The organism is Rummeliibacillus sp. G93, assembly GCF_023515935.1.
Classification (GTDB): Bacteria; Bacillota; Bacilli; order Bacillales_A; family Planococcaceae; genus Rummeliibacillus; species Rummeliibacillus stabekisii.
Genome location: NZ_CP097314.1, coordinates 560,942 through 574,652, shown reverse-complemented (window position 1 = coordinate 574,652; position 13,711 = coordinate 560,942). Strand labels below are relative to the sequence as shown.

Annotated in this window: 12 protein-coding genes; 7 read left to right on the top strand and 5 right to left on the bottom strand. The window is 38.7% G+C overall.

The window, feature by feature from the left end; translation table 11 throughout:
* Positions 1-65 precede the first annotated feature (65 nt).
* Genes M2M59_RS02755 through M2M59_RS02740 form a run of 4 tightly spaced genes read right to left on the bottom strand, consistent with a single transcriptional unit; the run spans position 66 to position 2,992 of the window.
* Entirely contained in the window at positions 66-740 is a 675-nt protein-coding gene (locus tag M2M59_RS02755; RefSeq protein WP_147194965.1) for an N-acetylmannosamine-6-phosphate 2-epimerase, read from the bottom strand.
* Between the two features lies 1 nt (position 741).
* Entirely contained in the window at positions 742-1,617 is an 876-nt protein-coding gene (locus tag M2M59_RS02750; protein WP_249775441.1) for an ROK family protein, read from the bottom strand.
* Between the two features lie 9 nt (positions 1,618-1,626).
* Positions 1,627-2,298, bottom strand: a complete 672-nt coding sequence (locus tag M2M59_RS02745) for a FadR/GntR family transcriptional regulator (protein WP_249775440.1) — start codon at positions 2,296-2,298, stop codon at positions 1,627-1,629.
* Positions 2,276-2,992: a FadR/GntR family transcriptional regulator gene (locus tag M2M59_RS02740; RefSeq protein WP_249775438.1), complete on the bottom strand. Its 717-nt coding sequence runs from the start codon at positions 2,990-2,992 to the stop codon at positions 2,276-2,278. Before M2M59_RS02740 ends, M2M59_RS02745 begins: the two co-directional genes overlap by 23 nt.
* Before the next feature lie 193 nt (positions 2,993-3,185).
* Between M2M59_RS02740 and M2M59_RS02735 the strand changes: the two genes are divergently transcribed.
* The 4 genes from M2M59_RS02735 (at position 3,186) to M2M59_RS02720 (ending at position 8,144) form a co-directional block, all read left to right on the top strand.
* Positions 3,186-4,055 (top strand): N-acetylneuraminate lyase, encoded by an 870-nt coding sequence (locus tag M2M59_RS02735; protein ID WP_249775437.1) that lies wholly within the window; start codon positions 3,186-3,188, stop codon positions 4,053-4,055.
* A 92-nt stretch (positions 4,056-4,147) separates the two neighbouring features.
* A complete protein-coding gene (locus tag M2M59_RS02730) occupies positions 4,148-5,689 on the top strand; it encodes a sodium:solute symporter family protein (protein WP_147194980.1) in 1,542 nt (513 codons plus the stop codon).
* A 232-nt stretch (positions 5,690-5,921) separates the two neighbouring features.
* Positions 5,922-7,040: a C39 family peptidase gene (locus M2M59_RS02725; RefSeq protein WP_249775436.1), complete on the top strand. Its 1,119-nt coding sequence runs from the start codon at positions 5,922-5,924 to the stop codon at positions 7,038-7,040.
* A 48-nt stretch (positions 7,041-7,088) separates the two neighbouring features.
* Positions 7,089-8,144 (top strand): DUF5776 domain-containing protein, encoded by a 1,056-nt coding sequence (locus M2M59_RS02720; RefSeq protein ID WP_249775434.1) that lies wholly within the window; start codon positions 7,089-7,091, stop codon positions 8,142-8,144.
* 183 nt (positions 8,145-8,327) lie between these two features.
* Here the strand turns inward: M2M59_RS02720 and M2M59_RS02715 are convergent, their stop codons facing one another.
* Complete coding sequence (locus M2M59_RS02715; protein ID WP_147194986.1) at positions 8,328-9,191, bottom strand: pentapeptide repeat-containing protein; 864 nt, start codon at positions 9,189-9,191, stop codon at positions 8,328-8,330.
* Between the two features lie 183 nt (positions 9,192-9,374).
* Here M2M59_RS02715 and M2M59_RS02710 point away from each other — a divergent pair, with 183 nt between their 5' ends.
* The 3 genes from M2M59_RS02710 to M2M59_RS02700 all read left to right on the top strand — a co-directional run bounded on the left by M2M59_RS02710 (position 9,375) and on the right by M2M59_RS02700 (position 13,648).
* Positions 9,375-10,724, top strand: a complete 1,350-nt coding sequence (locus M2M59_RS02710) for a uracil/xanthine transporter (protein ID WP_249775433.1) — start codon at positions 9,375-9,377, stop codon at positions 10,722-10,724.
* Between the two features lie 82 nt (positions 10,725-10,806).
* The gene (gene ggt / locus M2M59_RS02705) at positions 10,807-12,438 is read left to right on the top strand and encodes a gamma-glutamyltransferase (protein ID WP_249775432.1); all 1,632 of its coding nucleotides are present in this window, start codon (positions 10,807-10,809) and stop codon (positions 12,436-12,438) included.
* A gap of 46 nt (positions 12,439-12,484) precedes the next feature.
* Positions 12,485-13,648 (top strand): oxalate decarboxylase family bicupin, encoded by a 1,164-nt coding sequence (locus tag M2M59_RS02700; RefSeq protein WP_147194990.1) that lies wholly within the window; start codon positions 12,485-12,487, stop codon positions 13,646-13,648.
* Positions 13,649-13,711 lie beyond the last annotated feature (63 nt).

Genomic DNA, 13,711 nt, shown 5'->3' with positions numbered 1-13,711 from the left:
AAACTCACCAGATTGATATATATAATAAAAGCCTTTAACCTTGGTGAGATTAAAGACTTTACAGATTAAAACTTTTCCACAAAGCGCTGAGTGATTTCTTTTGGCCGTGTGATGGCTCCTCCAACTACACATGCGTGTGCACCTATCTCCATGCATCGCTGATACATTTCAGGGGTCAAAATATTGCCTTCTGCAATAACTGGTATCTTAATTTGACTGAGAACGTTCTTAAGAAATTCAAAGTCATTATCATATAATTTCTTCCCTTTTGTTTTTTCTGTATAGCCATGCAATGTAGTAGAGATACAAGTAAAACCCAATCTCTCTGCTTCGATTGCCTCTTCAAGTGTTGCAATATCTGCCATCAGCTGGCATTCAGGAGCCTTCTCTTTCACATACGCAACCAATTCACTTAAATGAATGCCACCAGGGCGTTTTCTGCTTGTCGCATCCAGTGCAATCATGTCACATTGGCTTTCTAGCAATTCATCTATTTCTTTCGTAGTGGCTGTAATATAGATATCACTATCCCTATAATCGCGCTTCACAATACCTACAATAGGCAAATCCACTTCTTCTTTAATCGCTATAATATCTTCTTTTGAGTTAGCACGTATCCCTTTTGCCCCCCCCTGCCAGGCAGCTAACGCCATTTTTGACATGATAAAAGAACTGTGTAATGGTTCATTCGGTAAAGCTTGACATGAAACAATCAGACCGTCTTTGACTTGTTGGATCATTCTACTTTTCCTCCTTAAAAAATGGGTATACAGCGCCGTACAAGGCTGCATCATTATAAAGTTGCGCCACTTTAATTTCCGTCTTTAAAAAATGGGATGGCAAGAACTCCTCCACCTGTTCTTCAATGAGGTGCAATAAAAAGTCTCCTTGTTGAGAAATGCCTCCACCAATTATTATGCAGCTTGGATCAACCAACAGGATAATTTCAGAAAGTCCTCTCGCGACTTCCTTACACCAATCTCTAATCATATCGGTGCAGCTCACATCACCTAGTTTCGCTTTGTCGAAAGCATCTTGCACTGTAAGATCAGTGCCTAATTCTTTTACAACCTTCCTTGATAAAGCAGAGGTGGAAGCCCTCATTTCATAGTTTGTTTTAGAAGCAGGGTCATATAATAAATAGCCCACCGAGTGAGCTTGCAAATGGTAGCCATCTACAATTCCCTCATCATAATAGGCCCCACCTATTCCCGTACCTAGTGTAATGCAATAGACTTGATCGTGATGTTGAGCCGCACCTTTCCATATTTCGCCCAATAATGCAGCATTCACATCATTCTCAACATGAACAGGCACATCAAACTTTTCAACTATATGTTTTTTAAACGAAGTGCCTTTATAATTTTTAATTGTAGGCCCGGCGTATACAATTTCGCCTTTCTGCCTATCAACAATTCCGGCTGTGCTTATACCGACCCCATTTATCGAGCTTACGCTTAAAAATTTTTCTATTATCTCGTCTACTTGTTGTAAAATGGCAGACTCCATATTTCTCTTTGTAGCTACTTTTCCCTTATCAATAAGATGTAGCTGCTCATCAACCAATGCGTATTTAATATAGGTGCCGCCGACATCTATTGTTAAATATTTAGCCATGGTAGCCCCCTATGCACGTGTATTTTTCATGTGATTTGTCAAAAGCTTTTTGGCTCGTTCTGCGTCTCCCGCTAGCAAGGCTGCTACTATTTCCTGATGTTCCTTATTAATCGCCTGATATTCTTCATGTGTCAGCTGTACATGCTGCACTTGGAAAAAGTAGCTTGTAATCATGTTGGTCATTTGTATAAACAACTCATTGCCCGTTGCTTTCAAAAGCTCCTGATGGAAGGCAAGATCAGCATTTCTGAATTCTTCCGGGGTTGTAAGCCCTGCACTATTATCCACCAATTCTTTTAGGCGGTTTAATTCTTCCTTGCGATTTGCCTTCACAATTTCATCAATAGCACTTGATTCAAAAAGTGCTCTTAAGCCTACAATTTCTTTCATTTTGCCGCTATTGATTTGCCATAAGAAGAAAAAATTGTCCAATAAATTTTCAAAATTTGTTTCGTTTAAAAAAGCTCCATGTCCTTGGCGTACGGTAATGATTTCTGTATTTTCAAGAAAGCTCAATGCTTCTCTGACCACGGATCTGCTCACTCCAAATAACTCTGTGAATTTCCTTTCAGTTGGGAGCTGGTCGCCAGCTTTTAATTCATGATCAATAATATATTGTTTAATTTCTTGGATGATCATTTTCTTTAATGACTTTCTTTCAGAGGATTGAATCGGCTCCATCTTCAGGTGTCTCCTTTAATTGTTGAACCAATTTAAAAATAGGTTCAAAATGCTTTTTCATTTTATTTTGCGCTTCATGTAGGTTTCCTGTTTCTATAGTTTCAATAATAGCTTTATGTTCTGCGTATGCCTGTAACAGTTCCTCTTCTTTTTCTTTTACATCAATACAAACAAATGAAAAGTATTCGTTGATAATTTCACTAAATAAATAGTACGTACTATTATCAGTAGCTTTCATTAAAGCTTGGTGAAATAGTCGATCATACGGCTTAGGATCATCCTTTTCTAAGATCGCTTGATAGTATGATTCATTCAAGTTTGTTAATTCGGTTGTATCTGCGAGCGTATTATTTTCAATAATTAATCTTAGAGCACCCATTTCAACAATCTCTCGCGTTTCAATTAATTCTTTAAGCTTTATTCCGTACGTATCATAGTGAAATTTCAAGATATCTGTAATGGAATCAAGCTTTGGTTCTGCAATATATACTCCGCCACCTGATTTGATAGTCAATATACCAATGGTTTGGAGAGATATGAGTGCTTCTCTTACAACCGTTCTACTTACCTGAAGCTTGGCTACCAACTCTTTTTCAGATAGGAATCTATCATTCGGTTTGTATTCTTGGTCTTTGATATAATTTTTTATTCGATCAATTGCAAGGTCGACCAAAGATATCTTCTGGATAACCATCTTTCACCTTCTCCTCCTCTTTTTTTCTATCATAACGACTCTGATCTATAAGCTGCAACTATATGAAAGCCCTTACAAAAAATATTGACTTTTCAATTTGAGCCTTTTATGATGGTACTAACTAAAAATTGGTCTGACAATATTATATATTTTGCGTATTGTTTTATCAATTAGTAAATAGGAGGAATGAGTAATGAAAGGTTTATTTTCTGCATTGCTTGTACCATTTGATGAAAATGGCCAAATAATTGAACAAGGTTTGCGTGATGTCGTAAGGTTTAACATTGATGTTCAACAAATTGATGGACTTTATGTAAATGGAAGTTCGGGAGAAAACTTCTTACTTTCCACAGAACAAAAGAAGCAGATTTTTCAAATCGTAAGCGATGAAAATAAAGGTAAAGTTAAATTAATTGCACAGGTTGGCTCGCTTAATCTTAATGAAGCAATTGAGCTTGGTAAATATGCAACAGAACTTGGATATGATAGCCTTTCTGCTGTCACGCCTTTCTATTACAAATTTACATTCCAAGAAATCAAAGCTTACTATGAAACAATTATTCGTGAAACTGGCAACGATATGATTATTTACGCTATTCCAGCGCTTACTGGTGTTTCAATGTCCATGGCTCAGTTTGACGAGCTTTTCCAAAATGAAAAGATTATAGGTGTGAAATATACAGACGGTAACTTCTTCTTACTTGAACGTCTTAGAAAACAATATCCTAATAAACTTATTTACTCAGGGTTTGATGAAATGTTAATTTACGGAGCAATCAGCGGTGTCGACGGAGCAATCGGTAGCACCTATAACGTAAACGGAAAACAAGCAAAACAAATATGGGATTTATGCCAAAGCGGCAAAGTCGCAGAGGCCTACGAAGTACAACATAAAACCAATGATTTGATTGAAAAGATTTTAGAGCTTGGCTTGTATCAAACGTTAAAAGAAATACTGAACGTAAAAGGCATTCAAGCCGGCACCGTCAAACAGCCAATGTCTTCTCTGGATCCAGTAAAGAAAGATGCAGTAAAAGATCTTGTGGAAAAATTTGAACTCTAATTTTTAGCAATCTTTTAGTAGATTGCTACGGGCTAAATTGAAAGAATTTTGTATAAATAAAAAATGTTTTATTTATTGAAAGGGTGAGTTTGATGGAGAAAATTAGCTTTGGAACGGCCAATTGGGCGGTACTTGTTCTTTATTTGCTGGCTATGTTGGCGGTAGGGATTTATTTCACAAAGAGATCAAGCAAAAATACAGATGCTTTCTTTACAGCTAGCGGCAAAATTCCCGCATGGGCTGCCGGGTTTAGTATATATGCAACGACATTAAGTGCGATTACATATATGTCAACACCCGAACAGGCATTTTTATCTGACTGGTCCTATGCAGCCGGGAATCTCACGATTTTGGTGATTATTCCGGTCTTAATCTATTTTTATGTTCCTTTCTTCAGAAAATTAAATGTGACAACTGCCTATGAATATTTAGAAGCACGATTTGGGGTATCTCTTCGCTTTATTGGCAGCTTGTTATTCACACTGTTCCATATTGGACGCGTAGCCATCGTTATTTATTTGCCGACATTGGCTATCACACTTGTATCTGATATTAATCCGATTATTATCGCAACAGCTGTTGGAGGTTTATGTATCATTTATACATTCCTAGGTGGTATGGAAGGTGTTATTTGGAGTGATGTTATCCAAGGGATTATTCTATTGGGCGGAGCAATTTTGCTTGTCTTTTTAGGGATTCATGCGATTGACGGTGGCTTTTCTACGGTGATGCAAAACGCGATGGACCATGATAAATTAATCACGGCGAAAAACTTCCAATTCGGGGGTGCAGCTGCTGCCATTCCCATTATTTTCTTGGGCTCTATTTTTAATAATCTACATCAATATACGGCGAGCCAAGATGTGGTGCAGCGTTATCAAACCACGAGTTCCATTAAGGAAACCAATAAATCTCTATGGACAAACGGCATTTTAGCTTTGGTGACAATTCCTGTTTTCTTCGGTATGGGAACTGTGCTTTTCAGTTATTACAACAATGTCACTTCACTTCCTGAAGGCTTTAATACGTCTGCTCTTGTTCCTTACTTTATCGTTTCCAGTTTGCCGGCAGGCGTGGCGGGTCTTCTGATTGCTGCTATTTTTGCAGCTTGCCAATCAACTATTTCATCAAGCTTGAATAGTATTTCTGCTTGTGTAACAGTTGATTTTAAACAACGTTTCTTTGGAAAAGATGAGAAAAAAGATGTTTGGTTGGCTCGTATCATCGTCATCATAGCAGGCCTACTCGGTATGGCTGCAGCTCTTTATCTAATTTCAACTAATCGTGCAGAAACATGGAATCTCTTCCTAGCTATTACCGGATTGTTTGGTGTACCTATTGCCGGTATTTTCGCATTAGGTATATTTACAAAACGCGCAAATACACCAGGCGTGTTAATCGGCCTATTCCTAAGTGCAATTACAGCGTATTTTGTTCAAAAGACTAATTTAACGCCGTTTACAGTTAGTATCGTTTCATTCTGTTCTGCATATGTATATGGATATATCATTAGTCTACTATTCTCTCGATCAACAAAAGATACAACAGGTTTAACTATCTATACCAAAGATGAAGTTTATAAAAAACCCACTCAAGAAGCAGGAGTGGAGCCTTCAATCGAGAGCATCAGCTAAATATAACAAAAATAGCTTAACCTTTCGCTCCATGATTAGGTATTAAAATAATATAGTTAAATACGAAAGTTCGCTTATTTTTTAAGCGAACTTTTTTAAATAAATATAAAGAAAAAGGACTATAAGCTACATTCCATTTTTTAATTTTTTTGTAAATTCACCCATTAACCTATATACTTTTAGCATGAATGGGTAATACATTATAAATAAATTAACATTGGAGGGACTATAAATGAAGAATAATAGGAAGAAAATTGGCTTACCTACTATATTGGCTGCTTCGCTTCTATTTGCAGAGCCTTCTCTATATTCTGTTCATGCGGCAAATGAAACACCCAAGCTCCCAAAAGCAAATGAGCTAAATCAGCAAAGAATCTTAAAACAGACACCAGCTATACACGAAGAAAATCAACGTGTCGATCAGTTGCTAGAGGACACACCAACCAGTGCTATAGAGGCTATTCCTAAAACCGATGATGAAAGCGACGGAGAGTTAAATAAACCAACCAATCCACAAACTCCTTCTGAAGAATCAGATGAAAGTAAAGAAGTTCCACAGACGAAACCACCGAAGGAAACACCTTTAAAGGCAAAACATTTTTACTATAAAAAGATAGATGAAAAAAAACAGAATTTCTATCTAAAAATCAAAACAGTGCAAAAGAAAAATTACCCTATCTATAAACATAATCCCTATAATGTAGACAAGAATTCCATGAAACCAAGCCACCGCAGCTTCAACTATAAGAGCAAGAAAATGTACATAAGCAGATCTGCTAAAGCTGGCGGAAAACTATGGTACAGAATTTCATATAAAGGCAAATTGTTAGGGTGGATTGAAGCAAATGGCTTAAGCGAATATTATAAAAACCTAAACGTAAAGGTCATTAATCAGCTTCCTGAGTTGCCAACTGGTTGTGAAATTACTGCCGTCACCATGATGCTCCAGTATAAAGGAGCCAAAGTGGATAAGATGAAAATGGCCAGGGAAATGCCAAGGACTAGTACATTAAACGGCAATCTAGGCTTCGTTGGTAGTCCCTATAGTAAAGCAGGTTGGTGGATCTTCCCTCCTGCATTGATGAAACTAGTCAAAAAATATGCCGGTTCCTCGGTTAACATGACAGGCAAATCGTTTACATCGATTAAAAAACAAATCAATCGTAATCACCCGGTAGTTGTATGGGTAGCGAATGTCGATGGTTTTGTAAATCATGCATTAACTGTAACAGGCTATGATAATTCAAGAGTTTATTTTAATGACCCTTGGACAGGTAAAAAAAGCAGCATGAAAATCAGTACATTTAAGAAACATTGGAAAGATGACAAATATCGGGCAATCAGCTATTAATGAAGAAATGCAAGTTTATTAATATACTAGGAAAGTTGAGGCTCATATATGAAGCGAAAATGGATAATGGGTTTGATGGCAAGTATTCTCTTGCTCTCCCCTACGATTGGCAAGGAATCCACTGCACAGGCAAAAGAAGTATCAACGTTCTATAAGACCAATCCTGTGATTGTAAAGGTAATAGCAGGTACCTCCATGTATAAAGATGTTGAATTTAAAAAGAAAGTAAGCTTTCAAAAGAAAGGCACCTATTTGCATGTTAAGCGAATTGTCTCCTCTTCTAAAGGAACACCGCGCCTTCAATTGACGAATGGCAACTATTTTACCGCTCATAAACACTTTGTGGTAAAAACGAAGGGTTATCAAAATCCCAAGGCCTACTATCAAGTTCAATATAAACAAATCAAGCCAACAGGGAAAGTTGGCTATAATTTAAGTCGAGGCTACGAAGGCATCAAGACATGGAAAGTTATGAATAAACTTGGGATTATCGGACCCAACGGCTATGCTAAATATAACAATGCCACATATAATGCCGTGCGTAATTTCCAAGCCAAAAATCATCTGCCCGTTACAGGTAATGTGGATATAAAAACTTGGAAGAAATTAGGCTTCAGTGAAGCATCATGGTATAGCATTGACCAGTATATAGCACCGCTTAAAGCCTTTGCTTGGGATGGACGTAAAGAACATATCGAAGCGATGATTACACAAAGCTATAAATATTTAGGAAAACCCTATATCGTCGGCGCTTCCTCTTCACCAAGCTATGGACTAGATTGCAGTGGGCTTGTAACGCAAGGATTGTATGCGGGCGGGATTAACCCCGTCCCAGTATCAAGCATCCAACACGCACATCCTGGCAATGAGTGGAACAGCCGCAAACTGTTTGCTTCTTCGAAATTTAAAAAAGTAAGCTACAGCAAGCGGCAGCGCGGTGATTTAATCTTTTACTATGAGCCGGGTACACACATCATTTGGCATGTGGCAATCTATCTCGGCGACAACAAAGTAATCGAATCATGGCCACAAAAAGTCATGATTTCACCAGTTGTCAACGCACACTGTAACATAATTGCAGGTGTAAGACGTCCCTTTGTATAAGAGAAAGACCTTTGTTCATGAAGCTGAACAAAGGTCTATTTTAGTTGTCATCAATAAAAATGAACAAGTAAACATACATGCTTTTCAGCGCTTCCCTCAGAGAAACTGCAAGGTTTGATCAAACGCTAGCAGGTCATATTACCTGAAGATTAAAAATATAAAACAGACAGCGATAAGCTACCTTTACCAATGAGACGGTTTCTGTATATATATTGGCAAGCGGGTCATCTCATTTCCTTTTGCCGAATTGATTTGCATTTGAGTCAAAAATATACTAGTGGAAAGGTCAGCTCCATCCAAATTAACATCTCGTAAATCTGCACCTATGAAATTTACTTCTCTCAAATCTGTATTTCTCATATCTGAAGCAATCAAATAAGCGCCTCTAAAATCAGCAGCCCTTAAATCTTTTCCTTCCAGTTTCTTTCCGATCCAGTCGACTCTTGCATGATCCAAATCTTTTATATTTCGATTTCCAGGCAGTTTACTAATCGCTTTTTCTCTAACAAAGTTGCTTGCTATAGTTAGGAGCTCATTTAAAGAAAAACGGTACATTATCAAATCCAGGTCAAGTAAATCATCTGCAGCCAACTCGGTTAAATTCTGCAATTTCTTTAACTGTATTCTCAATTTATCTGCTATATCTTCCGGCAATTCATAAGACAGAGCTTCTGAAACATATGCAATCATTTCATGGAGCTGCTCCATAATTGGAAATACCTGAAACATCTTCTTCCCTATTTCAGGATTCCCTCGCCAACTTTGTCCCTTAAAAGTAACCTGAGAAACGACCTGACCAGCACCCAAGCAATCAAAAACTGTACATCCTTTGAAGCCTTTGTCTCTCAACTGGCTATGTATTTGGCAGCTGTAATTAGGTTGCAAATTCAGGCAGGGAGTTCCTGCCTGTTTATTAATTGAAAAATCGCTTGAAGCAACAATATTTAGAGCAGTACAACAGAGACCAAAACATTTTGTGCAATCTGCTTTCATTCCCTCTCTGATCCGACGAGCAGCTTCTTTGTCAATTATAGTAGTTTTAGACATTGTCATTTCTCACTTCCATCCCATCAATGGTCTATCACCTAAAATATAGCATATTATTGCATACATGTATTTACATTTTACGGCCTATATATCTAGATTTTAATAATAATAATAAACCTAATTTCGTTTTATTTTTTTTTTTTAGGGAATCTTCTACTAACCTAAAAGATTGGAGGTTAGGTAATGGAACAAAATAAAAAAAAAGAAATGAAGAAGGAGTTTTCTGGCCTAAAGGAGCCATCTCAATGGATTGCAGGGATTGAGTGGTTTTTCTTTATTTTCGCCAATATTGTCATTATCCCATTAACAGTGGGAAAAGCATTTAAGCTTGGACAAGACAGTATTATTACCACATTGCAGTTATCCTTCTTAGTCACAGGAGCAGCTTGTTTATTGCAGGCTTTCATTGGCCATAAACGAGCCATTCTTGAAGGGCAATCAGGTTTATGGTGGGGCATGATTTTATCGATTGTCAGCATGGCCACTGCACAAGGAACTTCCCTCGGGGAATTAGGGGGCAGTTTGACAGTTGGAATCCTGATTTCCGCTGTTTTAAATATAGCTATTGGGCTTTTTGGCTGGGGGCCTGCTATTTCAAAGCTTTTCAAACCAGGTGTTATGGCTGTATTTATGCTATTGTTTGGCATTCAATTAATCCAAATCTTCCTAAAAGGCATGTTAGGCATACCGATGGGCAATGCGCCTGATGATGCGAAAATCAAATTATCCGTAGCAGTCTTGACGCTTGTCATTGCAGCTATAATGATTTTTATTAATGTGAAGGCACCTGTTAAATACAGCAAGTATTCACTTCTCGGCGGGATTGTTGTCGGGTGGATTGCGTATGCACTTATTTTTGGACCAGAGCATTCTGTCAAAACTGATGCTTCCTTCAAGTTCCAACTGTTTAATTTGGGTAAACCCGCTTGGAATATTGGCATTATAGTGATGGCTGTCATTACAGGCTTGATGAATTTGGCAAATACATTTGGTGCTTTAAAAGGAACAGAAAATTTATATGATGAAGAAACGAGCAAGAAGCAATACAAGCGCAGCCTTACAATTTCAGGCGTATTTTCTGGCTTGAGCGGGCTATTCGGACTAGTTCCTTATGCTCCATTTGTTTCTTCTATTGGTTTTTTAGAACAATCTGGAATCGTCAAACGCCTGCCTTTTGTGATAGGAAGTGTCCTATTTTTCATGATGGGATTGATACCGCCTGCAGCACATTTCTTTTCTAATATTCCGCTTAGCATTGGCAGTATGGTCCTCTTTGTTGCTTATTTACAGCTCTTAAATTCATCTATGGACTTCTTTAAGAAAATAGAGCTGAACAAGCAAAATGTCTATCGATCTGCTATTCCCCTTTTTTTAGCCATCGTCATTATGATTATGCCTGACTCTTATTTTTCATCTCTTCCAAAGGTAGTACAGCCTATAGTCGGAAATGGCTTATTAATGGGCATATTGATCGCACTTATTTTAGAAAATACCGTGAAATGGAATCGTATTAAACCACCTTCTAAAAATTAATATGTTTTACCCATATGTAAAAGGGTATGCATAGTTATAGGGACGAAATTACCTATAAATTTTCTAATTTGGAGGTACTTAAATGGTTCAAAAATCCAGGGTATATGGTGAAGATATTGATCCTCGCTACGGCAACTCCTTTATATCTAACAAAAATGCAGTTGCCACTCCTAACGAACTTGCTTCAATGGCCGCAAACCAAATTCTTATCAAAGGTGGAAATGCCATTGATGCAATGGTTACAGCCAACTCAGTTCTAGGTGTTGTATTCCCTCATATGACAGGAGCGGGTGGCGATTCTTTTTGGTTAATTTATGATGCAAAAACTGGTAAACGTCACGCCTTAAATGCTACTGGGCACTCAGGAAAGAATGTCACGCGTGATCAATTCAATCGGGAAGACGGCATGGACATCCGCGGAGCTAAAGCAGTTACCACAGTACCAGGAGCTGTCAGCGGATGGATTGAAGCGCATGAGCGGTTTGGAAAGCTTCCATTAAAAGATTGTTTAGAGCCAGCGATTGATTACGCTTACAATGGATTTCCTGTTGGAGACTCTCTTGCTAAGTTCTCAGAAAGTGCTCTTACATTACTCCGCACATACCCATCGACAGCTAAGGTTTACCTCAAAGATGGTGTCGCTCCGTATATCAAAGGCGACATCCTTAAGAATCCTGATCTTGGAAAAACTCTCGAGAAAATAGCAGAACACGGTAAAGATGCATTTTACAAAGGTGAAATAGCCGATATGGTTACAGCATTTTTGCAAAAAAATGGAGGATTGCTAACAAAAGAAGACTTTGCTAATCACAAAGCAGAATGGGTAGAACCTGTTTCTGTAGAATACGGCGACCGCAAAGTCATTGCGCCGCCGCCCAATTCAGCTGGAATGGTCACACTCCAAATCCTTGGTATGATGGATCATTTAGATATTACAAGCTTAATCGGCCAAGAGGAAAAATTTATTGATTACTTTACACGTGCCACGGCTTTTTCATTTATGGACCGGGACCAATATTTAGATGATCCTGCATTCAATAAAGTTCCAACTGATATCTTACTAAGCAAAGAATACTTTGAAGAACGCGTTAAAAAAATGCATGATCCATCGCTTGGTCCACCGGAAAACGGATATGCCAAGAAAGGAGATACAACATTTAGTTGTGCAGTTGATGAAGAAGGCAATGCAGTTGGAGTCATCCAAAGCCTCTATTGGGAATGGGGCTCAGGTTTCGTCGCAGAAGGGACAGGCATGATGCTTCAAAACCGTGGTGCTTACTTCTCGCTTGATCCAAAAGCGCATAACACTTTAGAACCTAATAAACGCCCTGCCCATACGTTAACTTGTTCCATGGTGTTCAAAGACGACAAACCCGAGCTAGTTGTTGGAGCAATGGGCGGAGACGGCGAACCGCAGACACAAGCACTGATTATCATGCGAATATTAAACCAGCATTACTCTGTCCAAGAAGCAATCGATGCTCCAAGATGGCTTCTCGGCCGTACATGGGGAGAAGATATACGGGGTCTTCGTTTAGAAAGCCGTTATGATAAAGAAATTGCAAAAAAACTCGAGGAGCTAGGTCATATTAACGTTTCCATGGTAGAAAACTTCAGTGACTTGATGGGTCATGCACAGGCAATTCGCATATGGCCTGATCGCCTTGAATCTGGAGCAGATCCGCGAGCTGGCGGACTAGCAATTGGCAACTAACTCGTTTTTTGAAAAATCCAATCATATTGAAAGGAGAAATTCAAGAATGACTTTAAATAAACAAAATGAAAACACTAACCCACAACCAATGAGCGGTGAGCGCGGAGGAGAAATTTGGGGTGCCCAAAATCCGGAAATTGACCGCCAAAATCCAGATATATTAGTTCCCCCAACGACTGATAAAGGGACTATGCCAAACTTAAAATTCCCATATGCTTTATCACATATGCGTGTAGAATATGGCGGCTGGTCTCGTGAGGTAACAGTTCGTGAAATGCCTGCATCTACTACTATCGCTGGCGTTAATATGCATTTAGAGCCAGGAGGGGTACGTGAGCTTCATTGGCACAAAGAAGGCGAATGGTCTTACATGATTAAAGGAAAAGCAAGAATTACAGCTATCTCTCCTGATGGCCGTGAGTTTGTAGACGATGTAGAGGAAGGAGATTTGTGGTATTTCCCAAGAGGTGTTCCTCATTCTATCAAGGGTCTAAGCGAAGGAGCCGAATTCCTGCTCGCATTTGATGATGGTAGTTTCTCAGAGAATAGTACATTCTCAATCACAGATTGGTTCGCACACACACCTAAAGACGTCCTTGCTGCAAACTTTGGCGTTTCAGAAGAGGAATTCGATAATATTCCAAGCGGCGAAGTATACATGTATCAAGGAAAAGTACCAGGTCCCATTGCGCAAGATTTACCAGATGATGCAAATGAATTTGTTAAAAATCCTTATAGCTTTAAACTTCATGATGTTGAGCCAATTGTCACAAACGGCGGTAAAGTGTGGATTTCAGATTCAAATAACTTTCCAGCCTCTACTACAGTGGCAGCAGCTCTTGTTGAATTAGAACCGGGTGCTGTCCGTGAATTACATTGGCATCCAAACAATGATGAATGGCAGTACTATCTTGAAGGACAAGGCCGAATGACTGTGTTTGCCTCTGGCGGCAAAGCTCGGACATATGATTATCAAGCTGGTGATGTTGGTTATGTTCCATTTGCGATGGGACACTATGTCCAAAACACAGGAGATACTCCTCTCCGCTTCCTTGAAATCTTCAAAAGTGATCACTATGCAGATATCTCACTTAATCAATGGATGTCTCAAACACCAAAATCACTTCTAAAAGAACACTTACCTCTAAGCGATGAATTTATCAAAAATGCGTTGCATAGCGATAAACGTCCGAATGTAAAATTTAAATAATAACCGTAGAGCCCTGTAGATTTGTATCTGCAGGGCTTTCGCTTTCTTAATGTGATAGTGTAA